Source organism: Dickeya sp. MK7, from assembly GCF_000406305.1.
In the GTDB taxonomy this organism is placed as follows: domain Bacteria; phylum Pseudomonadota; class Gammaproteobacteria; order Enterobacterales; family Enterobacteriaceae; genus Dickeya; species Dickeya fangzhongdai.
Genome location: NZ_CM001984.1, coordinates 878,339 through 904,545, shown reverse-complemented (window position 1 = coordinate 904,545; position 26,207 = coordinate 878,339). Strand labels below are relative to the sequence as shown.

At 57.8% G+C, this 26,207-nt stretch carries 23 protein-coding genes, 1 pseudogene and 1 riboswitch; of the genes and pseudogenes, 17 read left to right on the top strand and 7 right to left on the bottom strand.

What is annotated here, in order from left to right; all coding sequences use genetic code 11:
- Positions 1-635 (top strand): substrate-binding domain-containing protein (locus DXXMK7_RS04125; protein WP_038917982.1); only part of this gene is annotated, 635 nt, incomplete at its 5' end.
- A 162-nt stretch (positions 636-797) separates the two neighbouring features.
- Here the strand turns inward: DXXMK7_RS04125 and DXXMK7_RS04120 are convergent.
- On the bottom strand, positions 798-1,745 hold the full coding sequence (locus DXXMK7_RS04120) for a LysR family transcriptional regulator (protein ID WP_049842634.1): 948 nt from the start codon (positions 1,743-1,745) through the stop codon (positions 798-800).
- A gap of 174 nt (positions 1,746-1,919) precedes the next feature.
- Here DXXMK7_RS04120 and DXXMK7_RS04115 point away from each other — a divergent pair, with 174 nt between their 5' ends.
- The 6 genes from DXXMK7_RS04115 (at position 1,920) to DXXMK7_RS04090 (ending at position 8,551) form a co-directional block, all read left to right on the top strand.
- Complete coding sequence (locus DXXMK7_RS04115; protein ID WP_038917981.1) at positions 1,920-2,894, top strand: alpha/beta hydrolase; 975 nt, start codon at positions 1,920-1,922, stop codon at positions 2,892-2,894.
- 558 nt (positions 2,895-3,452) lie between these two features.
- Positions 3,453-4,148: a 4Fe-4S dicluster domain-containing protein gene (locus DXXMK7_RS04110; protein WP_038661775.1), complete on the top strand. Its 696-nt coding sequence runs from the start codon at positions 3,453-3,455 to the stop codon at positions 4,146-4,148.
- Entirely contained in the window at positions 4,141-5,097 is a 957-nt protein-coding gene (gene nrfD / locus DXXMK7_RS04105; protein ID WP_038917980.1) for a cytochrome c nitrite reductase subunit NrfD, read from the top strand. The genes DXXMK7_RS04110 and nrfD overlap by 8 nt, the downstream gene beginning before the upstream one ends.
- 2 nt (positions 5,098-5,099) lie before the next feature.
- On the top strand, positions 5,100-6,479 hold the full coding sequence (locus DXXMK7_RS04100) for an MFS transporter (protein ID WP_038917978.1): 1,380 nt from the start codon (positions 5,100-5,102) through the stop codon (positions 6,477-6,479).
- A gap of 60 nt (positions 6,480-6,539) precedes the next feature.
- Positions 6,540-6,890 (top strand): TonB family protein, encoded by a 351-nt coding sequence (locus DXXMK7_RS04095; protein WP_038917977.1) that lies wholly within the window; start codon positions 6,540-6,542, stop codon positions 6,888-6,890.
- 98 nt (positions 6,891-6,988) lie between these two features.
- Complete coding sequence (locus DXXMK7_RS04090) at positions 6,989-8,551, top strand: FAD-dependent oxidoreductase (protein ID WP_038917976.1); 1,563 nt, start codon at positions 6,989-6,991, stop codon at positions 8,549-8,551.
- A gap of 59 nt (positions 8,552-8,610) precedes the next feature.
- Here DXXMK7_RS04090 and alkB read toward each other — a convergent pair whose 3' ends face one another.
- A complete protein-coding gene (gene alkB, locus DXXMK7_RS04085) occupies positions 8,611-9,264 on the bottom strand; it encodes a DNA oxidative demethylase AlkB (RefSeq protein ID WP_038917975.1) in 654 nt (217 codons plus the stop codon).
- A 476-nt stretch (positions 9,265-9,740) separates the two neighbouring features.
- Here alkB and DXXMK7_RS04080 point away from each other — a divergent pair, with 476 nt between their 5' ends.
- Positions 9,741-10,415, top strand: coding sequence for a DNA-3-methyladenine glycosylase (locus DXXMK7_RS04080; protein WP_038917974.1), 675 nt, complete (start codon positions 9,741-9,743; stop codon positions 10,413-10,415).
- Positions 10,416-10,473: 58 nt separating this feature from the next.
- Here DXXMK7_RS04080 and DXXMK7_RS04075 read toward each other — a convergent pair whose 3' ends face one another.
- The gene (locus tag DXXMK7_RS04075) at positions 10,474-10,938 is read right to left on the bottom strand and encodes a multidrug/biocide efflux PACE transporter (RefSeq protein WP_038917973.1); all 465 of its coding nucleotides are present in this window, start codon (positions 10,936-10,938) and stop codon (positions 10,474-10,476) included.
- Between the two features lie 106 nt (positions 10,939-11,044).
- Here DXXMK7_RS04075 and DXXMK7_RS04070 point away from each other — a divergent pair, with 106 nt between their 5' ends.
- Both DXXMK7_RS04070 and fumA read left to right on the top strand, forming a co-directional pair.
- Positions 11,045-11,911, top strand: coding sequence for a LysR family transcriptional regulator (locus DXXMK7_RS04070; protein ID WP_038917972.1), 867 nt, complete (start codon positions 11,045-11,047; stop codon positions 11,909-11,911).
- 434 nt (positions 11,912-12,345) lie between these two features.
- Positions 12,346-13,989: a class I fumarate hydratase FumA gene (gene fumA / locus DXXMK7_RS04065; RefSeq protein WP_038917970.1), complete on the top strand. Its 1,644-nt coding sequence runs from the start codon at positions 12,346-12,348 to the stop codon at positions 13,987-13,989.
- 46 nt (positions 13,990-14,035) lie between these two features.
- Here fumA and norR read toward each other — a convergent pair whose 3' ends face one another.
- Entirely contained in the window at positions 14,036-15,562 is a 1,527-nt protein-coding gene (gene norR / locus DXXMK7_RS04060; RefSeq protein WP_038917969.1) for a nitric oxide reductase transcriptional regulator NorR, read from the bottom strand.
- 161 nt (positions 15,563-15,723) lie between these two features.
- Between norR and norV the strand changes: the two genes are divergently transcribed.
- The 3 genes from norV to tehB all read left to right on the top strand — a co-directional run bounded on the left by norV (position 15,724) and on the right by tehB (position 19,541).
- Positions 15,724-17,208 (top strand): anaerobic nitric oxide reductase flavorubredoxin, encoded by a 1,485-nt coding sequence (gene norV, locus DXXMK7_RS04055; protein WP_038917968.1) that lies wholly within the window; start codon positions 15,724-15,726, stop codon positions 17,206-17,208.
- 42 nt (positions 17,209-17,250) lie between these two features.
- Positions 17,251-18,435, top strand: a complete 1,185-nt coding sequence (norW, locus tag DXXMK7_RS04050) for an NADH:flavorubredoxin reductase NorW (RefSeq protein WP_038917967.1) — start codon at positions 17,251-17,253, stop codon at positions 18,433-18,435.
- Between the two features lie 242 nt (positions 18,436-18,677).
- A complete protein-coding gene (gene tehB / locus DXXMK7_RS04045; RefSeq protein WP_038917966.1) occupies positions 18,678-19,541 on the top strand; it encodes an SAM-dependent methyltransferase TehB in 864 nt (287 codons plus the stop codon).
- 74 nt (positions 19,542-19,615) lie between these two features.
- Here the strand turns inward: tehB and ribB are convergent, their stop codons facing one another.
- Complete coding sequence (ribB, locus tag DXXMK7_RS04040; protein WP_038661818.1) at positions 19,616-20,269, bottom strand: 3,4-dihydroxy-2-butanone-4-phosphate synthase; 654 nt, start codon at positions 20,267-20,269, stop codon at positions 19,616-19,618.
- 126 nt (positions 20,270-20,395) lie between these two features.
- Positions 20,396-20,557: riboswitch (FMN riboswitch) on the bottom strand.
- A 159-nt stretch (positions 20,558-20,716) separates the two neighbouring features.
- On the opposite strand from ribB, the gene DXXMK7_RS04035 reads away from it, so the two are divergent.
- Entirely contained in the window at positions 20,717-21,001 is a 285-nt protein-coding gene (locus DXXMK7_RS04035) for an accessory factor UbiK family protein (protein WP_038917964.1), read from the top strand.
- A gap of 46 nt (positions 21,002-21,047) precedes the next feature.
- Here the strand turns inward: DXXMK7_RS04035 and yjeH are convergent.
- Positions 21,048-22,302 (bottom strand): annotated as a pseudogene (gene yjeH, locus DXXMK7_RS04030) (L-methionine/branched-chain amino acid transporter).
- Between the two features lie 163 nt (positions 22,303-22,465).
- Positions 22,466-23,401 carry a cell division protein ZipA gene (gene zipA / locus DXXMK7_RS04025; protein ID WP_038917963.1) on the bottom strand — a complete coding sequence of 312 codons (936 nt, stop codon included), beginning with the start codon at positions 23,399-23,401 and terminating at the stop codon, positions 22,466-22,468.
- Between the two features lie 222 nt (positions 23,402-23,623).
- Here zipA and cysZ point away from each other — a divergent pair, with 222 nt between their 5' ends.
- The 3 genes from cysZ to ptsH all read left to right on the top strand — a co-directional run bounded on the left by cysZ (position 23,624) and on the right by ptsH (position 26,206).
- On the top strand, positions 23,624-24,394 hold the full coding sequence (cysZ, locus tag DXXMK7_RS04020; protein ID WP_038917962.1) for a sulfate transporter CysZ: 771 nt from the start codon (positions 23,624-23,626) through the stop codon (positions 24,392-24,394).
- A gap of 158 nt (positions 24,395-24,552) precedes the next feature.
- On the top strand, positions 24,553-25,521 hold the full coding sequence (gene cysK, locus DXXMK7_RS04015) for a cysteine synthase A (protein ID WP_038917961.1): 969 nt from the start codon (positions 24,553-24,555) through the stop codon (positions 25,519-25,521).
- Positions 25,522-25,948: 427 nt separating this feature from the next.
- Positions 25,949-26,206 carry a phosphocarrier protein Hpr gene (ptsH, locus tag DXXMK7_RS04010; RefSeq protein ID WP_013316619.1) on the top strand — a complete coding sequence of 86 codons (258 nt, stop codon included), beginning with the start codon at positions 25,949-25,951 and terminating at the stop codon, positions 26,204-26,206.
- Position 26,207 lies beyond the last annotated feature (1 nt).

Below are 26,207 nucleotides of genomic sequence, written 5' to 3'. Positions count from 1 at the left end.
AGTCGTGGCAGGTGGAAGCGGCGATCATCTCCGCCGGCAGCCTGTCGCGGGAAGCCACCGGACGCTGTCTGGAACTGTCGCTGCCGATGGTATTGATGGGCCGGGAGGACCAGCGTGAAACCGTCACCGCGGTACTGTCCGATAACCGGCTGGCGGGCGAGCTGGCGGCGGACCACTTGATCTCGCTGGGGTTGACCCGGCTGGCTTATATCGGCGGCCGTCAGGACGGGCAGGCGTCGCTGGAGCGGCTGGCGGGTTTTCGCCAGCGGTTGGCCCATCACGGCTTGCCGGAGCCTGTCGTGACGGATAACCCGGATTACGCCTACCACAGCGGCTATCACGCCATGTGTCGGTTGCGGCAACAGCATCCGCTGGTCGAAGGCGTGTTCTGCGCCTGCGATGCGCTGGCCTTCGGCGCCCTTGACGCCCTGCGCCTGACCGACGGCCCGGCGTGCAAGGTAGTGGGTTGCGACGATACCCCGCAGGCAGCCTGGGAAGGATACCGCCTGACCACCGTCCGCCAGCCGGTGGAGCTGTTGGTGGAGCAGGTCATGCGCCACCTGCAACGGGTGCTGAGCGGCGAAGCGCAGAAAGGAGAAACCGTCCGCATTACACCGACGCTGATCGTGCGTTAACCGTATGTAGCTAAATCACGGGTGTTACTTCCCCAGGTTATTAGGCTGAGTCAGGATAGAGAAATGATGCATAAACCGGCCGTCGCTCTGGCCCGCACGGCCAGCAGGCTGTTATCGGGCGATTGTTGTCGCCCGATCGCTGTTTTCCTTTTCCATAAGCCGTTATCCACGCGGCATCGGATCACGCGACACCGGATCACGCAACGTTGGATCACGCAACATCGGATGATGCCGTTCCATAAAATCCAGAAAGCGGCGCACCATCGGAATGCCGGCGCTGCGTTTAAGATAACTCACCGCAAACGTGCGGGTGATCGGCGTCGCCACCGGACGAATCGCGATATCGTATCCCTTCAGGCTGCCCGCCACCGAGGTGCACAGAAACACCACCCCGCCGTGATGCATCACCAGATCCATAATGATGTCGAGATTGCTGCATTCCCGAAAGCAGGTATCTTCCAGCCCGGCGCGGCTGAACGCCGTCGACACCGCCGCATGCTCGCCGGTGCCTTTCTGCGGCACGATCGGCCGCTCCTGCGCCAGTTGATGGAGCGTCAGGCTCGGTTGAGCCGCCAGCGGATGGTCGGTCGCCATCACCGCCACCAGATTGTCATCCAGAAAAATGGTATGGCTGAACAACGGGTCCTGCAGATAGTCGTCAAACGGCGTAGAGAGCGACACGTGGATCTCGGCGTTTCTCACCTTTTCCAGCAGGTCGCTGCTGACGCCGTCGATAAAAGACAGCTCGATATTCGGGTGCTGTTTCTGAAACAGCGTGAAGACATCGTAATATTTCAGCCGGTTGAAAATCGGAATCACCCCCACCATTAGGGCACCGTCCTGACTATCTTCGTACGACTGCACAAATTGTTCGACGTCATAATATTCCCGGATCAGCGGTTTGATTTTGTCATCAAACGCTTCGCCGAATGGCGTCAGCGCGAATTGCCGGGTGGTGCGATTAATCAGTTTTCTTTCCAGTTCCTGTTCCAGCCGGGATATTTCCTGGGAAAGAAACGCCTGTGAGATATTGAGTGATTTGGCTGCGCGGGTAAAACTCCCTTTGCGCACCAGCTCATGGTAATAAAGTGCTCGCTTTATACTTATCATGATTATATTTATTTATAACCTTAACGAATATTAATTATATTAAATTACGAAAATACTAATGTGAGATTAAGCACATTTGTATTAATCCCAGACGTGATAGCCTGCATCCTGATTTTTTCCTTCCTGTATTGATAAGACAAGCATCAGTTACATAATAATCCTAAGGAATATTCCATGCGTACCCTCCCGCTAAAAATGATATTGTTGTCCGCTGTTACGATTACCGGAGCCGCGCAGGCGACAAGCGCCATGGCCGCAGACAACATTCATGAATTAACCCTGACGCCCCGTCAGCCAGTGGTTAAACTGATTTCCGACGTGGTTTACTCCCAGGTGCCGATGCGTGGTTATGCCAATGTGGCCTTGAAAATGGACATCCTGCAGCCGGAAGCGAAATCACCGCAGCCCGCCGTACTGTTCATCACCGGCGGCGGCTTCATCAACGCCAATAAAGACAGCTACATCCAGCAGCGGCTGAAGCTGGCGGAAGCCGGCTACGTGGTCGCCAGTATGGAGTACCGCGTGGCGCCGACCGTGCTGTTCCCGGCGCCGCTGGAAGACGTCAAATCCGCCATTCGCTATCTGCGCGCCAACGCGAATAAATTCGGCATCGATGCCTCGCACGTGGCGGTATTCGGCGCTTCCGCCGGCGGCTATCTGGCGGCGTTTGCCGGCACCACCAACGGCAACAAGCAGTTTGACCGCGGCGAACACCTCGACCAGAGCAGCCAGGTACAGGCGGTGATCGATTTCTACGGCCTGTCGGACCTGACCCGCGTCGGCGAAGGTTTCCCGGACGAGGTGGTGCAGAAACACGCCTCGCCGTCCTCCACCGAAGCTATCTGGGTCAACGGCACCTCGGTGTTCAATGAGGGCGGTCCGATTACCCGCTTCCCGGAGAAAACCGCCGCCGCCAACCCCATCACCTACATCGGCCAGCATACCCCGCCGTTTTTGATCATGCACGGCAGCGCCGATACGCTGGTTTCACCGCGTCAGACCGAAATCCTGCACCGGGCGCTGATAGCCCACGGCATCGACAGCACCTACTACGTGGTGAAAGGCGCCGAGCATGGCGGCGTTTACTGGCTGCAGCCAGAGATCATGCAGAAAGTGATCCAGTTCCTGGATAGTCATTTGAAACCATAATGGCTGATGGTCATGGCTGCTAACAGACAGCCGAGCACAGTTTTTAACGCTGGAAAAAACCTTCGTATTGTATTTAAAGAATTTGCCAGCCATCTGAAACGCCTCGCTGGAGGCGTTTTTATTTTCTGCACTTTTATGTTTCGGAAAAATAATTTGCCGAAAATGTTAATTCTTGCGCCAAATCATTTTTATTTATTCCCACCAAAATAGACTTTCCTTGCGCAAGTCAAAAAAGACATTTCAATAACAACGTGAAACAATAAAATAACAGCAAGAATAAAAAATCAGACAATAATAACATCACCACGCCAGTTATCGTATTTTGCAATTATTTTTATCCGGATATACAAAAAATTAAATGTGAAGCGTGCCACATATCCCGCCAGGTACGCATGTTCCAATTATTCGCACCAACATGTTTTATTTCCCGACACATGGGCTTTGTCGTTATTTATCGCACTCACTGAATACAGATGAGTAAGAAAATAAAAAATTGATTTATTGCTGAGCAGATATCGGTTGAGCCAGACCAGATGTCTACCTCTGAAAGGTTATTTTATGGAAAATTACACCCGACGCCGTTTTATTGCCATCATGGGCAGCGCGCTGGCTGTTTCCGGCAGCGGTTTGCCGGCGGTCGCGCAGGAAACGGTAACGCCCACCGGCCCGCGTCCCGTCAAATACGGCATACTGCATAACGAGCTACGCTGTATCGGCTGCAAAGCCTGCATGACCGCCTGCCGTAAAACCAATCAGGTGCCGGAGGGCGTCACCCGGCTGGACATTCTGCAAACCGTCGATATCCCCGCCACCGACAGCAGTAAACCGATCAAACAGTTCTTCCGCCAGTCCTGCCAGCACTGCGATAACCCGCCCTGCGTATCGGTCTGCCCGACCGGCGCGTCGTTCAAGGACGCGCTGACCGGCATTGTCGATGTCAACGACAAGCGTTGCGTCGGCTGCCGCTACTGTATCGCCGCCTGCCCGTACCACGTGCGTTTCATCAATCCACAGACCCACACCGCGGATAAGTGCAACTTCTGCCGGGAAACCAATCTGGCGGCAGGCAAAAGACCGGCCTGCGTCGAGATCTGCCCGACCAAAGCGCTGGTGTTCGGCGATCTCAACGATCCGGATAGCGAGATCTCGAAAATGATCAAAAACAATCCGATCTACCGCAGCAAAGTCTATCTGGGCACCGGCCCCAACCTCTACCGCATCCCCGGTAAATACGGAGAGAGCGACCATGCATGACGCTTTTCACTTTCACTCGCTGGTGTGGGACTGGCCGATTGCGGTGTACCTGCTGCTGGTGGGAATCTCATCCGGAATGATGACGCTCACCCTGCTGTTTCGCCGCTATGTGCCGCAGGAATACCATCACGCCAATCCGCTGGTCGTCGCCACCGCTATCGTGGCGCCGCTGTCGGTCATGCTGGGATTGCTGATTCTGATTTTCCATCTGGCCCGGCCGCTGACCTTCTGGTATCTGCTGCTGTTCTACAACCCGACTTCCATCATGTCGCTGGGTGTCATGCTGTTTCAGGTGTATTTGCTGGTGATGCTGCTGTGGCTGTTCGCGCTGTATCGCCAGCCATTGCTGGGCGGGTGCGAAAACCGCCTGTCCGCTGGCCTGCATCAGAAGTTCGCCAGCCTGCTGAACGTCCTCGTGCGCCGTATCCGCCTGCTGGAAAATCTGCTGCTGGCGCTGGCGCTGCTGCTGGGCTGTTATACCGGCTTTCTGCTCTCGGCGCTGAAGTCGTTCCCACTGCTGAACAACCCGCTGCTGCCGGTGCTGTTTCTGGTATCCGGCGTGACCTCCGGCATCGCCGTGATGCTGTTGGTGGCGTCATCGTCGCGTTGGCGCGACGCCTGCCCGCAAACGCTGCACTTTTTGCACCAGTTGGAAAAACCGGTGGCGATCATCGAACTGTGTTTGCTGTTCGCCTTTTTCATCGGCCTGCTGCTGGGCGGCGGACAGAAAACCGTAGCGGCGCAGGCGGCGTTGAGCGGCTTCTGGGGCGCGGTGTTCTGGCTGGGGATTCTGGGAGCCGGCATTCTCGCTCCGATGGCGGCCGGCGCCGTGCCGGCATGGCGTCACGCCGGCGGCCGACTGACGCTGACCACGGCCACACTAAGCCTGCTCGGCGTATTTTTACTGCGACTGTTCGTGCTGTACGCCGGACAGATGACGGTAGCCTGATCATGGCCGGCTCACGCGCGCTGTTCTGGCTGGCGTCGGTGGCGTTCTTCATGCAATCGCTGGATACCACCATGCTGTATGTCGCCATTCCGGCGATAGCGCGCACGCTGCACCAACCGGTACTGCGCATGGAGCCGGTCGTGATGGCTTACCTCATCGCCGTGGTGGCGTTCACCCCGCTCAACAGCTGGCTGAGCCAGCGACTGGGAGAACGGCGCACCTGCCAGCTGGCGCTGCTGACGTTCATCGCCGGCGCGCTGTTGTGCAGCCAGGCCACATCGGCCGCCGCACTGGCGCTCTGCCGCTGCCTGCAAGGCGCCGGCGGGGCGTTGCTGCTGCCGGTGCTCCGCACTCAGGCGCTACGCGCCACTACGCCCGAGCAAAAACTGCCTTTTCTTAACCGCATGACGCTGCTCGGCCTGCTTGGCACCCTGACCGGTCCGCTGGCGGGCAGCCTGCTGACCGATGCCTTCGGCTGGCGCGCTATTTTCCTCGCGCCGATCCCGCTGTCGCTGTTGTGCCTGTGGCTGACCGGATACGCCATTCCGGATGGCGTCACGCCGTCGTCGCGCCGTATTCCGCTACGTAGCCTGCTGCTGCTGACCGCCGCGCTGTCGCTGTTCACATTACTGCTGGTCGCCGCCCCCAAAAATCTGCTGCCGCTGCCGGCGTTGACGCTGATTGCGCTGGCGGGTTGCGGCTGCGGCTGGCTGTATCTGCGCGGCGATCGCCATGCGCGCGAAGCGCTGCTGCCCGCCTCGCTGTTCGGCATTCGCACCTTTTATGTCGGCGTGTGGGGCGGCGTGCTGACCCGGCTGCTGCTGGCGTCGATACCGGTGCTGATTTCGCTGGTGACCCAGACCACGCTGGGTCTGACGCCGGCGACCGCCGGGATCATCATGCTGCTGTTTTCCGCCGGCGCCCTGCTCGCCAAGCTGCTGTTTGAACCGCTGGTGCGCCGTGCTGGTTATCGCCAGTTGCTGATCGCCGCCACGCTGTTGGCGGCGATCGCGGTGCTGGCGCTCGGCGCCGCCATCCAGCAGCGGTCGCTGCCGTGCATCGGCGCGCTGTCCGGCCTGCTCGGCGTACTGACGGCGCTGCTGCACTCGGCGGAAAGCACGCTCGCCTGCTGCCATCTGGAAAACGACGCCTGCAACAGCGGCAACAACATCCTGCTGCTGAGCCAACTGCTGGCGGTGATGCTGAGCATGGCGCTGACCTTTCCGGCGCTGCGGGCGCTATCGCGCCTGTCGCCGTGGCTGCACATCAGCCCGTTCAGCCTGCTGTTCGCGCTGCTTGGGGTCGGGCTGGCGCTGAGCTGCCTGCTGTTTCGCCATCTCGGCCATGAGGACGGGAACGTATTGCTGTCGCCCTCTTCCTGAGCGGGCGGCCCGTTTTTTTCATTAATCAACATGTCGTTAATCAACAGAGTGAAATCACGTATGAAGAGAAGTTCAATCACATTACTCATCAGCCTGCTTTGCGCCGCCAGTACCACCGCCGTGGCGGAAAGCGGTCAATTTAAAGCCGGCTCTTACTCCTCCACCAAACAGGGCATCGGCGGCGACGTGACCGTCACCCTGGACGTGGACGCGAGCGGTACGGTCAACAAAGCCAGCATCGACGCCCCGTCGGAAACGCCGGAAGTGGGCGGCGAGGCGGCCAAAGAGCTGGCGAAAACCATGACCGAGAAAAAGACCATCAATGTCGATGGCGTTTCCGGCGCCACCATGACCAGCGGCGCCGTGCATGACGCCGCGCAGGAGGCGTACGAAAAAGCCCGCCAGCACTGATTCATGACGGCCGGGCGCTGCCCGGTTTGCCGTGTGTTATTTCGTGAGAACAATATTTGTGAAAGCAATATTTGTGAGAACAATAAAAGGAAAACAAGATGGCTCAATACCGAAGAACAATCCTTGCCGCCCTGTGCCTGTCGATGCTGGGGATAGCCTCCGCCAATGCGGAGCAGGCAGCGCCGCAACCCGCCGCCAACGCGGAACCGGCCAAACCGGCGGCGATCCCCAAAAGCGCTGACGTGGTGATCATCGGCGCGGGAGCGGCCGGCACCGCCGCCACCATGGCGGCGGCAGAGAAAGGCGCCAGCGTAGTGTTGCTGGAAAAACAGGGCGTGGTCGGCGGCACCGGCAACTTTGCCGAGGGCATTTTCGCCGCCAACAGCGCCATGCAGAAACGTCAGGGCATCGTGGTGACGCCGGACATGGCGTTCAAAACCATCATGGAATACAGCCACTGGATGGCGAACCCGTTTGTGGTGCGCGCCTTCGTCAACCGCTCCGCCGACACCATCGAGTGGGTCAAATCCAAAGGCATCAAGTTTGAATACATCGGCCCCGGCGGGCCGGGCGGGATGTTGACCTGGCACGTGATCGACGGCCCCGGCCACGGTCGCCACCTGATCAAAACCTTCCATGAACAGTTCAAAACCATGCCGGTCACCACGCTGGTGAAAACCGCCGGTAAAGATCTGGTGATGAAGGACGGCAAAGTCGCCGGGGTGATCGTCGAAGGCAGCGACGGCAAACCATTCCAGATCGACGCCAAAGCGGTGATCATCGCCACCGGCGGCTACGCCAACAACAAAGAGATGCTGCAGAAATACGTGGCGGTGCCGGACACCATCATGGTGGGCAACATCGGCAAAGACGGCGACGGCATCAAAATGGCGTGGAAAGCCGGGGCCAAAGAAGAAGGGATGGGCGTAGTACAGTCCTACCGTCCTGGCCTGCCGGACTATGCGCCCAACTCCCAGTTGCTGGCCGCCGCCCGTCAGCCTTATCTGTGGGTGGATCAACACGGCCGCCGTTTCACCGACGAATCCATCGTCATTATCTGGCCGCACGCCGGCAACGCGCTGGCCAAAGCCGGTGGGGTGATGTATTCGGTGTTTGATGAAGACGCCCGCAAGCACTTCGTCAACGACGGCATCGACGTGCCGATCGGCGAATGGGTGATCGCCAACACCAAGCTGGTGAAATTCGATGACGAGTTCACCAAAGAGAACCAGAAAAACCGGGGCTTTGTGTTCAAGGCCGCAACGCTGGACGAGCTGGCGAAACAGATGGGCGTCGACGCCAGCGTGTTGAAACACACCGTTGACGAAAACAACCGCTTCGCCGCACAGAAACGGGACGAGGTGTTCAACAAGAACATGGATTACCTGCGCCCGATGAAGACCGGTCCGTTCTACGCGGTGAAAATGCTGCCGGCCGCGCTCGGCACGCTGGGCGGCGTGAAGATCAACGAGAAGATGGAAGCGATATCGCCGGCAGGCAATGCGGTGCCGGGGCTGTACGTCACCGGTAACGATGCGGCGGGTATGTACGGCGACACCTATGACCTGCTGCTGGGCGGCGGCACCTTTGGCTTTGCGCTCAACTCAGGTCGCATGGCGGCAGAAAACGCTCTCGATTACCTCCACTTCACCAAAAAGTAATGCCTTTCGTCCCCCAACCAAAAAGTAATGCCTTTCGTCCCCCACGGCGTGGGGGACTTTCACACTTTACGAAAGGTGAGATTGAAGCGAACTTCATCCGACATTCCCGCCGGCAACGGGCCGTTCCTGAGCGGCAAAATGGCATGGTAATGCAGCCGCGAAGGACCGCCCCACACCACCACATCGCCATGCATCAGCGCCAGCCGCTGACACGGATCGCCGCGTTTTTCCCCGCCAAACAGAAACACCGCGCTTAACCCCAGCGAGACGGAGACGATCGGTTGGCGCAGGTCCTGTTCGTCCCTGTCCTGATGCAGCGACAGTTTAGCGCCCACCGTGTAGCGGTTGATCAGGCAGGCATCCGGCGCAAAATCGTGATACCCGGCGGCGCTGGCCGCCGCCTGCGACAGTTGCCAAAAACAGGCCGGCATAGCGGGCCACGGCCGGCCGGTCAGCGGATCCTGAGCGCTGTAGCGATACCCCCGTTCATCGCTCACCCAGCCCAGCGGCCCGCAGTTACTCATCGCCACCGACATGGTATGCCCGCCCGGCGTCACCATGTGACGAAACGACGACTGCTGCGTCACCTGTTGCAGCGCGGCCAGCAATGCTCCGGCCTGTTGCCAGGCGAAGCCGCGCAGCAGCATCGCGCCGGGCGCCAGCGTTTCATTCCGGCGCTCCGGCGGCTCATCGGCAAACAGTTCGAAATTCATGCAGACCTCTGTCTAAATAACCAGTATTATTTAGTGTACGCGGTCCATGAACAAGTTGCCCGCCTTGTTTTAGGCGACACGATAATTTCCCGGAATAGAACAAAACATATTGCTGAAAAACCTTTTTATTTACAGGCAATAGGTTTTTACGGCGTCAAAAACTGTGCTGAGGTGAGCGACTTCGCCGGATGCGCGGCAGGAAAGCCGCGCAAGCCCGTGCCGCGTCTGGAGCGCGTCACGGGCGGTCCGAACAGCGAAGTCGAGCGCCGAAGGTACCGCGCAGCGGCACAGTTTAGCCATCAGCCAGTGGTCAAGGAGAGGTGGCGTTGAACCTCTCCTTGTCGGGCGTGCGATAATGTTGCAAAGGAACAGCGACGTTATCACGCACGAAACTTTCCACTGTTCTGGCACAAATTCGTCTGTGACAAAACAACACGGCTGTTTGTCAACAGCCTCAAAAATAAGGATGCCACCGGATGACGCCATCGCCGCTCCCGTTCGACGAACCCCAGGCTCTCGCCCATCTTGCCGCCATTGACGCGCACTGGGCGCGGCTGATCGAGGGCGTCGGGCATATTCGTTTTGAAAGCCGCCCGGCGCGGGAACCTTACGACGCGCTGATTCGGGCGGTCGCCAGCCAGCAACTCAGCAACCGCGCCGCCGCGGCCATCATCGGTAAATTGCAGTTGCGCTTCGAGGTCGGTGAAGGCGGCTTTCCCTCCGCCGGGCAACTGACGGCATGCGAACCGGAGGTCTTGCGCCAGTGCGGTTTTTCCGCCCGCAAAATCGACACGGTCAAAGGAATTGCCCAAGGGGTACTGAGCGGGCTGGTGCCAGGACGGGCGGAGGCGGAACATCTGGATGACGAAACCTTGATCGAGCGGCTTTGCACGCTGAAAGGCATCGGCCGCTGGACGGTGGAAATGCTGCTGATCTCCACGCTGGAGCGGATGGACATCATGCCGGTGGACGATCTCGGCATCAAACAGGGGTTTCGTTATCTGTACCGCCTGTCGCAGGACCCGACGCGCAAAGCGATGCTGGAGATGAGCGAACCCTGCCGCCCTTACCGCACGCTGGCCGCCTGGTATCTGTGGCGTATTCCCCATATGCCGGATTACGCCGAATACCGGGCGTCGCTGCGTCAGTAACGCAAACGGCCAATGCCAGGAGAGAGAGACGACGCCGCTTCTCTCCTTTGCCGTGCGGCTAGCGCCCTTGTACCGCGGTCGCCAACAGCCGCTCGCGCAGCAGATCGTACAGCCAGTTGTAGGCCATGGTATACGGCAGGAAGAACAGGAAGAAACCAATCTCCACCATCAGCGCCTGCCACAGGGTGATATCCAGCATCCACGCCGCCAGCGGCAAGCCAATAAGGATAAAGCCGCCTTCGAAACCCAGCGCGTGCCCCATACGAACCCACAGACCGCGTCTGATTCGGCTGACCGGCCATAGGCTATCAAACAGGCTGTTGTACGCCACGTTCCAGACCATCGCCACGCTGGACAGCATTATCGACAGCGCGCCAACCTGCAGGATCGAGCGCCCGAGCACCCAGGCGCCGATCGGGGCGCAAATCAGTAACGCCATCACCTCGAAACCGACGGCATGCGCCATCCGCTCACGGAGTGTTTTTTGTTCATGGCGCGCGCTGCGCTGGACTTGCTGTTGCATGTTTTCCTCCTTCGGCCTGCATGGCTGCGATTGCGGGTTGCCATTCTCATCGAAATAACCAATAGTGTTAAATTAGTTTCCATCTAAAAAAGCGATAGAGTCGGCGATGCGTTATTCTCCTGAATCCCTGCTGGCGTTTATCGCCACCGTGAATACCGGTTCTTTTTCCGCAGCGGCCCGTCATCTGCAAAAAAGCCAGTCCACCGTCAGTACCGCGGTGGCGAATCTGGAAGCGGATCTGGGCCTGACGCTGTTCGACAGGCGCGGTCATCAGCCGGTGCTGACCGATGAAGGACGCAAGGTACTCAGCCACGTCAAAGCGATTTTGTCCGCCAGCGAAGCGCTGGACGAACTGGCGATCCGGCTGGCGGACAAGGTGGAGCCGCGGCTGACCTTTGTGCTGTCGGACACCTGGCAGTGCCGCCACTACTACCCGGTATTGCAGCGTTTCGCCGAGCGTTTTCCTGATGTGGAGTTCGAGTGCCTGATTGCGGAAGACGAGGACGTCGTGGACCTGCTGCAGTCGCAGCGCGCCCATGTCGGCGTGTTGCAGGCGCAGGCGCATTACCCCATCGACATTGCGGTATCCCGGCTGCAGGTGAAAACCGAAATGGCGATCTACGCGGCCCACAGCCACCCGTTGGCGCAGCACGCGCCGGTGACGCAGGAACAGCTCGCCACGGCGCGTCAGTTGTGCCTTCACACCTACAGCCAGCGGGAGCGGCCGCAGTCCGAAGGCGCTACCTGGTCGACGCCGTCGTATCTGATGCTGCTGGAAATGGCGGAACAGGGGTTTGGCTGGAGTATCCTGCCGCGCTGGCTGGTGAACGAGTACGCGCGCAACCGGCTGGTGGAACTGGCGCTGCCCGGCTGGCCGCGGAAAATTGAGGTGGACATCGCCTGGTCGCGCCCTTTTCCACCCGGCCCGGCCGGCCTGTGGCTGATCGATACCCTGCTGGAACAGCGTGAATGAATATCCGCTCGTAAGGCCTGATGCCCTATTCAATTGGGTAATCAATAAACCTTATTTATTTAATGGATATTGCGTTGTCGCACGCCGCACTTAATTAATTTAAATAAATGACTTAATATGGCGCGCCCAGCGGTCATTTTTGCCGGCAACCTCGTCACGTTTCGGTCTGAGATATATTTTCAACGAAAACATGACAGAGATAAAAATAATGTGACTTGTTGGCGTGGTACTCCCTGTCATAAAGCCATAGTATGTGAGGCGGTATCCCTCAAGGGGCGCGGTACTGGCGCAAGTTAAGGAATATCACCCGACGTTTATTGCTTTTGTCGTCGTGCCCGAGGCGATTGACACAACAATAAGACCGGCACAAAAGCCCTAGACGGAAAATAAGACCCGATGAATCACTCAATTATGCGGCTGCAAGTGAGAAGAATATGTCGAATAAACCGTTCTATTACCAAGATCCGTTTCCATTAGCGAAGGATAAAACCGAATATCGCTTAATCAGCAGCGATTTTGTTTCCGTTAGCCAGTTTGAAGGCCAGGATATTCTCAAAGTCGACCCGCAAGGGCTGACGCTGTTAGCCCAGCAGGCATTCCACGATGCCTCTTTCCTGCTGCGCCCTTCCCACCAGCAACAGGTCGCCGATATCCTGCTCGACCCGGAAGCCAGCGAAAACGACCGTTATGTCGCCCTGCAGTTCCTGCGTAACTCCGAAATCGCCGCCAAAGGCATCCTGCCTACCTGTCAGGATACCGGCACCGCCATTATCGTCGGCAAGAAAGGCCAGCGCGTATGGACCGGCGGCAACGACGCCGAAGCGCTGTCGCGCGGGGTGTACAACACCTTTATCGAAGACAACCTGCGTTACTCCCAGAACGCGGCGCTGGACATGTACAAAGAGGTCAACACCGGCACCAACCTGCCGGCGCAGATCGACCTCTACAGTACCGAAGGCGATGAGTACAAATTCCTGTTCGTTACCAAAGGCGGCGGTTCCGCCAACAAGACCTATCTGTATCAGGAAACCAAAGCGTTGCTGTCGCCGGGCAAGCTGACAAACTACCTGGTGGAAAAAATGCGTACGCTGGGTACCGCGGCCTGCCCGCCGTACCACATTGCCTTCGTCATCGGCGGCACGTCGGCGGAAACCAACCTGAAAACCGTCAAACTGGCCTCCACCCGCTACTATGACGAACTGCCGACCGAAGGCAACGAGCACGGTCAGGCGTTCCGCGATGTGGCGCTGGAACAGGAACTGCTGGAAGAAGCCCGTAATCTGGGGCTCGGCGCCCAGTTCGGCGGCAAATACTTCGCCCACGATGTGCGTGTGATTCGCCTGCCGCGTCATGGCGCCTCCTGCCCGGTCGGCATGGGCGTGTCCTGCTCGGCGGACCGCAACATCAAAGCCAAGATTAACCGTCAGGGTATCTGGCTGGAGCAGTTGGAAACCAACCCCGGCAAATACATTCCGGACCACCTGCGTCAGGCCGGCGAAGGCGAAGTGGTGCGCATCGACCTGAATCGTCCGATGGCCGACATTCTCAAGACGCTGTCGCAGTACCCGGTGTCCACCCGCCTGTCGCTCAACGGCACCATCATCGTGGCGCGCGACATTGCGCACGCCAAGCTGAAAGAGCTGCTGGACAACGGCGGCGAACTGCCGCAATACGTGAAAGATCACCCGATCTATTACGCCGGGCCGGCCAAAACGCCGGAAGGCTATGCCTCCGGTTCGCTCGGCCCCACCACCGCCGGCCGCATGGACTCCTACGTTGATCTGCTGCAATCCCACGGCGGCAGCATGATCATGCTGGCCAAGGGCAACCGCAGCCAGCAGGTGACCGACGCCTGTAATAAACACGGCGGTTTCTACCTCGGCAGCATCGGCGGCCCGGCGGCGATTCTGGCGCAAAACAGCATCAAGAGCCTGGAGTGCGTGGAATACCCGGAACTGGGTATGGAAGCTATCTGGAAAATCGAAGTAGAAGATTTCCCGGCCTTCATTCTGGTGGATGACAAGGGCAACGACTTCTTCCAGGTGATTCAGTCGCAGAAATGCACCCGCTGCGGTTGATTATCCGTTAGCTTGTCCTTCAAACCCTGGCGCATGCCGGGGTTTGTTATTTTATTCCCAACCGTTTTGCCATTCGGTGCAGGTTGCCGCTATCCACCGCCAGTTCGCGGGCGCAGGACGACCAGTTACCCTGATGTCGCGCCAGCGTGTCGCTAATCACCTGCCGCTGATAATGCTCCGTCGCGTCCCGCAGGCTGATGCCGCGCCACGGCGGCACGGTATCGACGGCGGCCGGGCGAGGCGCGTCAGGCAAAACGCCGTCCAGATTCAAATGTTCCGGACGCAATGTCAGATCGCCGGTCGCCCCACCGGCCCGCGCCACAATGGTCGCCCGGTAGATCACATGTTCCAGCTCGCGCACATTCCCCGGCCACGGATAACACGTCAGCAAATGGGTCGCTTCCGGCGACAACGCCAGACGCTGCAACCCCAGCCGGGCCCGGCTGCGTTCGCAGAAAAACCCGGCCAGCAAGGCAATATCCTGACCTCGCGCCCGCAGCGGCGGCACCGACAGCGGAAACACGCTCAGGCGATGGAACAGATCGGCGCGAAAAGCGCCTTCCTGCACCGACTGTTTTAAATCCCGGTTGGTGGCCGCCAGCACGCGCACATCCACTTTCAGGCTACTGTCGTCGCCTACGCGCTGCAAATCGCCGTACTGCAATACCCGCAGCAGCTTGGCCTGTAACGTCAGCGACAACTCGCCAATTTCATCCAGAAACAGCGTACCGTTGTCCGCCAGTTCGAACTTGCCGGTACGATGGTGGATCGCGCCGGTAAACGCCCCTTTCACGTGACCAAACAGCTCGCTTTCCGCCACCGACTCCGGCAGCGCGGCACAGTTCAGATACACCAGCGGACGGTCCGCACGCCGCGACCCCTGATGGATGGCCCGCGCCACCAGCTCCTTGCCGACCCCGGTTTCCCCCATGATCAGCACGTTAAGATCGCTGTCGGCCACGATAGCCACCTCTTTTTTCAACTGCTGCATGGGTGCAGACAATCCCACCATCTCGTCAGCATCCACCTCCGTCATGAGAGCGGCGTCTGACAGCGGCGCCAGCGTTTGTCGTTCCAGTTGCTCCATCAGCAGCGCATTGCTCAAGGCAACGGACGCCATCGCGCCAATCAGCCGCAGTTCTTCATCGCTAAAATGATCGAACTGGTGGGGATCCATACCATCAATGGTCAGCACGCCGATCAAGGTGTGGTGAGCAAACAGCGGCAGACCAACGCAGGCATGGACCTTCAACGCTTCCTGACCGGGAATCAGGCCATCGTAAGGATCCGGAAGCTGGCTGTCCGCCGGGAAACGCACCACGTCGCCCGCCCGGGCTATCGCCTCCAGCCGGGGATGCTCGGATAACCGGAAACGTCGCCCCAGCACGTCCGGCGCCAGTCCATCGGTCGCCAGCGGACGCAACAGCTGGCTTTCATAACGCAGCAACGCTGCCGCATCGCAGCATAACAGCTGGCGCAAGCCGTTGAGCAGGCGCTGAAAACGGTCCCGGGTTGAAAGCCCTTGTTGCAGTTCAATGGCAATGTGCGCAAAGGAATCTATCGATAGCGGCATGGTGTGTCTTTTTCACAAATAAGTGTCAAAAAGACATTACTCAGTCATTGTCATAATGACAATGTTTATTTTTAAAGTACTTAAAAATCAAATAAATAAAATCTGGCACGGCTCGTGCAATCACATCGTATCCACCTTAAATACGCTAATGGAGTGTTACGATGTCTATTCATGTTAAGAATAATATTCACTGGGTCGGGCAACGGGATTGGGAAGTGCGTGACTTCCACGGAACCGAATACAAAACGCTGAAAGGCAGCAGCTATAACAGCTACCTGATCCGGGAAGAAAAAACGGTGCTGATCGACACCGTTGACCACAAGTTCAGCCGTGATTTCGTCCAGAACCTGATGGCGGAGATCGATCTGGCGCAGATCGACTACATCGTCATCAACCATGCCGAAGAAGATCACGCCGGGGCGCTGAGCGAACTGATGTCCCACATCCCCGATACGCCGATCTACTGCACCCATAACGCCATCGACTCCATTACCGGCCATCACCATCACCCGGAATGGCATTTCCACACCGTCAAAACCGGCGATTCGCTGGATATCGGCAATGGCAAGCAGCTGGTATTCATCGAAACCCCGATGCTGCACTGGCCGGACAGCATGATGACCTACCTGAGCGGCGACGCAGTCCTGTTCAGCAATGACGCTTTCGGCCAGCATTACTGCGATGAGCATCTGTTCAACGATGAGGTCGATCAGGGTGAACTGTTTGAACAATGCCAGCGTTATTTCGCCAATATCCTGACGCCGTTCAGCCGTCTGGTCACCGCCAAGATCAACGAAGTGCTGGGGTTTAACCTGCCGCTGTCGATGATCGCCACCTCCCACGGTGTGGTGTGGCGCGACGACCCGGCGCAGATTATTCATCACTATTTGCGGTGGGCCGACAGCTATCAGGAAGATCGCATCACGCTGTTCTACGACACCATGTCCAACAACACCCGCATGATGGCTGACGCCATCGCGCAAGGCATCCACGATGTCGATCCGGGTGTCGCCGTAAAAATCTACAATGTGGCCCGCCACGATAAAAACGAAATTCTGACGCAGGTCTTCCGCTCCAAAGGCGTGCTGGTCGGTTCTTCCACCATGAATAACGTGATGATGCCAAAAGTAGCCGCCATGCTGGAGGAAATCACCGGTCTGCGTTTCCAGAATAAGAAAGCCTCCGCCTTTGGCAGTTACGGCTGGAACGGCGGCGCGGTTGACCGTATCCAGACCCGGCTGATGGATGCCGGCTTTGAGACCACGCTGTCGCTGAAAACCAAGTGGCGTCCGGACGGGTCTGCGCTGGCAATCTGCCGGGAACATGGCCGTGAAATTGCCCGGCAGTGGGCCTTGCATCCGTTAACCGTATCGCCCGCCGCCGCTATCGAAGCCTCCCAAACGGCGGAGTTGGCGGAAACACCGGCGGTAATGGCGGCGGCATCGACCTGCGCCTGCAACGGCACGTCAGCAGCGCAAGATAGCAACCGGATGCAGTGCAGCGTATGCCAGTGGATTTACGACCCCGCCATCGGCGAACCCATGCAGGACGTCACGCCGGGCACGCCCTGGTCTGATGTGCCCGACAGCTTCCTGTGCCCCGAATGCGGCTTAGGCAAAGACGTGTTTAATCCTATCCATATTTAATCCTATCCATATTTAATCCTATCCATTAACTAAGGAACGGACATGTCCGACGAAATCATTGTTATCGGGGCGGGTTTCGCCGCCCGGCAGCTGATTAAAAACCTGCGTAAGCAGGATACCCAACGCCCGATTCGCCTGATCACCGCCGACAGCGGCGACGAGTACAACAAGCCGGAACTGAGCCATGTGCTCAGTCAGTATCGCCGCGCCGACGATCTGACGCGCATGAGCGCGGCGCAATTTGCCGAAGAACAGCGGATTACGCTGTTGGCGCACACCCCCGTCACCGGCATTGATGCCGGACGGCGGCAGGTCATGTGCGATACCCGGCGCTACGATTACCACACGCTGGTGCTGGCGACGGGCGCCAGCGCCGTGATACCGCCGATTCCCGGCCATCAGTGGATGCTGACGCTCAACAGTCAGCAGGAGTATCGCCGGGCGGAAACGCGCCTGACGCAGGCAACCCGCATTCTGATACTGGGAGCGGGTTTGATCGGCAGCGAACTGGCGATGGATATGGCGCTGGCCGGTAAGCAGATCACCCTGGTGGATCGGGCATCGCACCTTCTTTCTGCGTTGCTGCCCGTCGAAATCAGCGCCCGGCTGCAAACCGCCCTGCTGCAACAAGGCGTGGAACTGATGCTCAATACCGGACTTCAACAGCTGGAAAAAACCGACGCCGGCCTGAAGGTCACGTTGATGTCCGGGCGTACGCTGGAAGTCGACGAAGTGATCTCCGCCATCGGATTGCGCGCCAATACCTCGCTGGCCGCTGCCGCCGGACTTGCGGTTAATCAAGGTATAGTGACCGACAACCGGCTGCGTAGCTCTGATCCGCATATTTACGCGCTGGGAGACTGCGCTGAAATCAGCGGCAAGCTGCTGCCCTTTTTACAACCGATTCAGTTGACCGCCAGCATCGCAGCCAACAGCATTATCGCAGCCAGCAGTACTGCGGCCAGCACCGGTAATAGCGCGGTCAAGCATGTGCCGGAAGGGAACGGTTCCCTCACCCTGCCCGCGATGCTGATTAAAGTGAAAACCCCGTTGTTTCCATTACAGCTGGCTGGCGAAACGCAGAACCCGGAACTGGTCTGGCACCTCGTCGCGGATCATGGCGGGATGGTGGCAAAAGGTATGCTGGGAGAGCAGTTGCGGGGGTTCGTCGTGGGGGGCGATCGCATGAAAGAAGCCTTTCCGCTGTTACGGCAATTGTCATCATGAGCTGCATCATGTCGATGGCAACAGCCGCCATGCAGGCAGCAGCGTTATTTCATGCATTTATAATACATATTTCTGGTCACACCATTGCGTGATTAATAGAATGTCCCCCAAACAATTCGAGTTGCAGAAAGGCGGCGACTGGGTGAGTGGCAAATCGGCTTACGCCGGTTTGAACGCCGCCAACGCATCTGCAACGTGAAGTATGACGGATATAGCGGGATACGCGGACGCACGAGGTCTTTATGCAAGAACTGATTTGCTATAAACACATGCCGGTATGGAACAGCAGCACGCTGCCAGCGGCATTCCAGGAAAAACACAACACCAAAGAAGGCACCTGGGCAAAGCTACATATTTTAAAAGGCGAGCTGACTTTCGACCTGCTGACAGAACAGGGCGACACCAAAGAACGCTTCCACTTCTCGCCACAACAGCAGCCGCCCTACATTGAACCGCAGTGCTGGCATCGCATCGTCTCGTTTTCAGACGATCTGGAATGCCAGTTGGGGTTTTACTGCACGGCAGAAGACTATTACCACAAAAAATATGAGCTGACGCGCACCCACTCGGAAGTGATCAACGCTGTGCGTCATGTGCAGCCGGGAAAAGCGCTGGATCTGGGCTGTGGCGGCGGGCGCAACGCGCTCTACCTGAACCTGAAAGGGTTTGACGTCACCGCCTGCGACAAGAACGTCATGAGCATTGATAAGCTCAATAGCATCATCGCTGATGAGCCGCTCAGCCGGATTGAGGCGTTCGTCCACGACATCAATCAGGCCGATATTCGTCACCAGTACGATTTCATCCTGTCGACAGTGGTGTTCATGTTTCTGGAACGAGCGCGCATCCCGGCGATTATCAGCAATATGCAGGAGCACACCGTCGCCGGGGGCTATAACCTGATCGTCGCCGCCATGTCCACCGACGACTTCCCCTGCCCGATGCCGTTCTCGTTCACCTTCGGGCACAACGAGTTGCACGACTATTACCGTGACTGGGAAATCGTGAAATACAACGAGGATGTGGGAGAACTGCACAAAACCGACGCCAACGGTAACCGCATCAAACTGCGCTTTGCCACACTGCTGGCGCGGAAACCAGCCTGAACCTGACGCCTGAAAAATCAGGGCCGGAAAACCGGCCCTGCAGGAAGAAGAGTCGACGGCGCGCCGTCTGATAATCAGCTGGCTTTACGCTCAGCCGCCTGACGGTAAGCCACCAAATCCTCGATGGTCAGTACCGGCATATCGTGCTGTTTCGCAAATGCGATCACTTCCGGCGCGCGGGCCATAGAGCCATCGTCATTGGTCAGTTCGCACAGTACGCCGAACGGTTTGAACCCAGCCAGACGCATCAAATCCACAGTGGCTTCGGTATGACCGCCGCGCGCCAGCACGCCACCCGGCTGCGCACGCAACGGGAACACATGACCGGGACGGTTCAGGTCGCTCGGGCGAGCATCATCGGCAGTCGCCGCACGAACCGTGGTCAGACGGTCAGCGGCGGATACGCCGGTGGTAACGCCTTCGGCGGCTTCAATCGTGACGGTGAACGCAGTTTGATAATGGCTGGAGTTGTGTTCCACCATCATCGGCAGCTCCAGCTTTTGACGGCGTTCTTCGGTGAGGCACAGGCACACGATGCCGCTGCCGTGACGAATGGTCAGCGCCATCTGTTCAACGGTCATGGTTTCGGCCGGGAAAATCATGTCACCTTCGTTTTCCCTGTCTTCATCGTCCAACACCATCACGCCACGGCCGTGACGCAACGCATCCAGCGCACGTTCAACACGTTCAGCGGGAGTACCAAATTCGGAAAGTAAAGTCTGATTCATGGTAAAAAAACCTCATTATTAATATGGATTACCAGAATCAGGGCGAACTTGAGGAGTCGTTTTTGCACTGAAAAACAGCGGCAAAAACGCAAAAATAACGCGTGCAGGCGCAAACCTGTCAGAAACCGTTACTCTCTCCCATCCGGACTATTACCGTCGGCCCCGGAATTACACCGGATCTGCTGACCTCAAACGATATCGTCTGAGCGCTCGCGGGCTTCCAGCCGGCCTGATGGCGCAAACTGGTTTACCGCCGGTGGGGAATTACGCCCCGCCCTGAGAATAAGCAGGATTACTATAGCGCTAACTGGAGGGACGGGCAATCTCTAACCCCGCTTATGGATCGCAAAATTCATCGTATGAAAATCACTTTTTGTTTATACAACGCTAGTCTGGCATTACACTTGGGTTATATTCGCCATTCGTCAAACAGTTCAGGAAAGCGTCATGATTGACCCGAAAAAGTTAGAGCAGATTGCCCGTCAGGTGCAGGAATCCATGCCGAAAGGCATCCGGGAATTTGGCGAGGATGTAGAGAAGAAAATCCGTCAGATTCTGCAATCACAGCTGGGCAAGCTGGATTTGGTCAGCCGCGAAGAGTTTGACGTGCAAACCCAGGTATTGCTGCGAACCCGCGAGAAACTGGCACTGCTGGAACAGCGTCTGAGCGCGCTGGAAGCAAAAGCCGCCGGCAACGAACCGACGCAACAGTCGCCAGCCGATCCGCAATAATTCCCGCCGGCGCGACGCCAGACAGGGCTTGCCGCCCTGTCTGCTTTCAGTCAGCCGTCACCGCCTCGCGCCTGGCCGGCAGCATCAGCCATAGCGCCGCCAGCATCCCCAACGCATACAACGACTTCCAGCCGAGCGTCAGCAACAGCGCCGCGCACAGGACGCTGCCGATGATCGCCATTACGCGGGAACGCCCGCGCAACAGACGCCAGCCCGCCAGCATGCACAGCAGATAAATCAAAAATGAAAATGCCGTTGGCGTAAACAATCAGTTCGGACAGCGGCAGGTTCAGCCAGTAAATGATCAGACAGCAGATCAAACAGCAAGCCACCACCAGCGACAACGCATTCACCGGCGTACGCGATGCCGATAGCTGGGCCAGACGGCTTTCTTCAGGCGCCTGTGACCACACCAGCCGGGCAAAACCCTGAGTATAGATATTCACACTGGCGAAACAGGCGAGATAACCCACGATGCAGGCCAGCCACAAGGCATGATCGCCGAACAAACGCACCACAATACTGGGCAAAGATGCGGTAGCCGCCTGATGAGGGCCATAAGCCCCGAAGTGCAGCACTGCGACAGTACATCCCCAGTAAACGGCGCCCGCCAGCAGCATGCCGATCAGCAACGCTCGAGGAAAATCCCGCTCGGGCGATTTGAACTCCGTCGCCAGATGGGCAAAGGCTTCCAGCCCGACGAAGCACCAGAACATCACCGCCAGCGCATCCAGCATCTTCGCTCCGTTAATGTCCGCCAGCGCAGGCCACGAAATCTGGGACGGCGTAATCCGGCCCTGCCACCAGATCGCCGCCACCAGTAAGACCACCAGCAGCGCAATCAGCGTCTGTACCGTGGCGCTGGAGCCGGCGCTGCGCATTCCCAGCAGCCAAATCACGGCCAGCGTCAGCAATTGCACCAGCAGCAAACCGCCGGCATTGAGGCCAAAGGCCGCCTGCCAGAAACCGGCCGCGATTTGCATCGCCGCAGGCAAACCGACCGGGATGACGGACAAGAACAACCAACCGGTGACCCTGGCCAGACGGGGGCCAAACGCCAGCCGAACAAAGTGCGCCGCGCCGCCGGCATTCGGAAAGTGCCGGCCAAGCGACGCAAAAGCGATGGCAATCGGAAACACTAGCGCAATCAGCAGCGGCCAGGCCCACAGGCTATCGCCCCGCGCCTGCTCCGCCACCAGTGCGGGTACGGCAAACACGCCGGTCCCCAGCAACGAGGTCGACAACAACCCGATGCCCTGAACCAGCCCCAATTCCTGTTTTAACGTATTACTGCCGCCCACTGTCTGCACCTTGTCGCCGGCCGGCGCGCATCTCGCCCTGCGCCGACACACTGAACGTGAACGCCGCCAGGACGATCACGATGAAAGTAAAAAGCCCCCGCGGACGGAGGCTTCTGAAAAGTATAAGAATTAACAACACATTCGCCGTTATTCGCCCTGAACGTTATTCGCCATTAGCCTTGAGTACCGCACGAATACGAGCTTTATAGGCTTCCACTTTCTGCGGCGTCACCAGACGACGCTCGTCGTCCAGCACCACGCCGCCCACGTCATCGGCGATACGCTGAGCCGACTGCAGCATCAGCTTGAAATTCTGGCTGGCGTCGCCGTAAGACGGCACCATCATAAAAATCGACACGCCCGGCGTGGTGAACTCGGACATCGCTTCTACGTTGAAAGAACCGGGTTTGACCATGTTGGCCAGGCTGAACAGCACCGGGCCGCTGCCTGCCGGGTTGACGTGACGATGGAAAATGTTCATTTCGCCGAACTGGAAACCGGACTGCAATACGCTTTGCAACAACAATTCGCCGCCGATCACGCCGCCCTGATGAGCCGCCACATGCAGCACCAGCACGGCCTCCTGCTGCGATTCATGTTGTGCGGTCGCAGGCGCTTCAGGCGCCGCCGGCTCGGATTGCCGGTCATACGTTTCCGGCGGGGTTTCGTCGACAATGCGCGCCGCCGATTCGGATACCGGCTGCGGTTGCTGATACTGGGGAGCGGACTGAGACTCGGCGCGCGGCGCCGCAGGCTGAACGGGTTGACGCAACGGCGCTTGCGGCTCGACGTCATCCAGCAATGGATCATAGGCCGCCGGTTCCTGCCCGAAGGACGGCGCTGAACGCTCGCCCGAAGGCGCATAGTTGCCGGACGAAGGATTCTGCTGGCCGCGGGAATGCGTTACCCGCACCTCGCCGACCCCTTCGTCAAGCTCTTCCAGCGGGGCGTCATCACGCTTTGGCTTCAGGCGTTTTACCGGACGATCGCGGAAAAGGGACGAGCGTTCCTTACGGCTTGTCCAAAGACCGTGCAGTAACAGTGCTATAATTGCGATCGCGCCAACAACAATCAAGATCAGACGCAGGTCCTGCATCATTGCTATCCCAGTTATTCCAATACGTTGCCACTACGGCAAATACACATACCTCTAACTGTATTTGCCTGTGTACCCAAGTGCAAGTCTGGGCGCTAGTTTATGATAATAAAGATCGACAGCGGGCATTTTTTTGCCGTTTTTTCATGCAAATCGCAACTAGCCAGCTGAAAATCATCCCGATATGATGCCGTAACCTGCATATCATAGGGTGAGAACAGCACCATGTCTTATACGCAACACCTTGATCCCAAACACAGCGGCCTGCATTACTTTCTGAAAGGCTGGCAACTTCTCTCACTGCCCGGCATCCGCCGTTTTGTCATTCTTCCCATGCTGGTTAATATCCTGCTGATGGGCGGCGCCTTCTGGTGGTTGTTCCGCCAACTCGGCACCTGGATACCGCAATTGATGACCCATGTGCCGGATTGGCTGCAGTGGCTGAGCTACCTGCTCTGGCCGCTGGTGACCCTCTCCGTGCTGCTGGTGTTCAGCTATTTCTTCAGCACGATCACCAACCTGATTGCCGCGCCGTTCAACGGCCTGCTGGCGGAACAGTTGGAAGCACGGCTGACCGGTCAGCCGCTGCCGGCCAGCGGCATCCTCGATATCGCCAAAGACGTCCCCCGCATCATGCGGCGCGAAATTCAAAAACTGGCCTATTATTTACCGCGGGTGCTGGTGTTGCTGTTGCTGTATTTCGTGCCCGGCATCGGCCAGACGGTGGTGCCGGTGGTGTGGTTCCTGTTTGGCGCCTGGATGCTGGCGATTCAGTATTGCGATTACCCGTTCGACAACCACAAAGTCGGTTTTTCAGCCATGCGCCAGGCGCTGCAGCAGAACAAGCTGACCAATCTGCAGTTTGGCGCGCTGGTCAGCCTGTGCACCATGGTGCCCTTGTTGAATTTGTTGATCATGCCGGTAGCCGTCTGCGGTGCTACGGCCTTGTGGGTGGATCGTTACCGTCATCTTTCCGCTACGCTGCATCGGTCCTGATCAAGACGGCGACAGTAACCTGTTCTATAACTGGATATTGATGAAAATATATTTCTTCAGAACATATCGATATAGCGATTCTTTACTTCACTGGCTGTCCCGAACGAGTATTCTCTCTAAGGTTCGCAAAAATTTCATACAGTTATTAAGGACGGGCTATGAGTAAGATCTACGAAGACAATTCTTTCACTATCGGCCATACGCCGCTGGTTCGTCTGAATCGCATCGGCAATGGGCGTATTCTGGCTAAGGTGGAGTCACGTAACCCGAGCTTCAGCGTAAAATGCCGCATCGGCGCCAACCTGATTTGGGATGCCGAAAAGCGTGGCGTGCTGAAACCCGGCATCGAACTCGTAGAACCGACCAGCGGTAATACCGGTATTGCACTGGCGTATGTGGCGGCGGCGCGTGGTTATAAACTGACGCTGACCATGCCGGAAACCATGAGTATCGAACGTCGCAAGCTGCTCAAGGCGCTGGGCGCCAATCTGGTGCTGACCGAAGGCGCCAAAGGCATGAAAGGCGCGATTGCCAAAGCCGAAGAAATCGTGGCCAGCGACCCGCAACGCTACCTGCTGCTGCAGCAGTTCAGTAACCCGGCCAACCCGGAAATTCACGAAAAAACCACCGGCCCGGAAATCTGGGAAGACACCGACGGCGAAGTCGACGTCTTTATTGCCGGCGTGGGCACCGGCGGCACGCTGACCGGCGTTAGCCGTTACCTCAAGAACACCAAGGGTAAAGCCATCATCTCTGTTGCCGTTGAGCCAACCGACTCTCCGGTCATCACCCAGGCACTGGCCGGCGAAGAAATCAAACCCGGCCCGCACAAGATCCAGGGGATCGGCGCCGGTTTCATTCCCGCCAACCTGGATCTGAAGCTGGTCGATCGCGTTGAGCGCGTCACCAACGAAGACGCTATCCACACCGCGCGTCGTCTGATGGAAGAAGAAGGCATTCTGGCGGGTATCTCTTCGGGCGCAGCGGTAGCGGCCGCCCTGAACCTGCTGAAGGAGGAGGAATTCGCCAACAAAACCATCGTGGTGATCCTGCCCTCTTCCGGCGAACGTTACCTCAGTACGGCGTTGTTTGCCGATCTGTTCACCGAACAGGAACTGCAGCAGTAAGTTTCTCCTAGTCGAATAAGTTTCCCCTGGTCGCAAATGTGATTTAAAAGTTAAAAAAGCACCCTGCGGGGTGCTTTTTTGTGGCCGAGTTCAAACTTTCTGTTACTTACACATTGCTTTTCACGGTCAGGTTTAGTATTTAACCGAACAATTATTTTGATGCGTGAAATTAATATCCGTCGAGGCCCCCACATACGGATATCATTCCAGCGACATGGAGCAGCACGGCCGGACGCTTCATCAATCGCAGGATCAACAACACGGGGCCATGTCGACGTTAACCAGGGGTAAGCGCACACCGTTTTCCTCAACCGCATCCCGGCCTGTCCTGAACCATTCAGGGCAACCAAACAGGCTAAAGTTCAGTACATACACTAAACTTTAGTTCCACAACATGAACCTAATCCAACAAGTTGGGGAAAACAGAATGTTCCAGCAAGAAGTAACGATTACCGCGCCAAATGGCCTGCACACTCGTCCCGCCGCACAGTTCGTGAAAGAAGCCAAAGGGTTCACCTCTGAAATCACCGTTACCTCCAACGGCAAAAGCGCCAGCGCCAAGAGCCTGTTCAAACTGCAGACCCTCGGTCTGACCCAGGGTACCGTGGTCACCATTTCCGCCGAAGGTGAAGACGAGCAGCAAGCCGTTGAACATCTGGTTAAACTGATGGCTGAGCTTGAGTAAA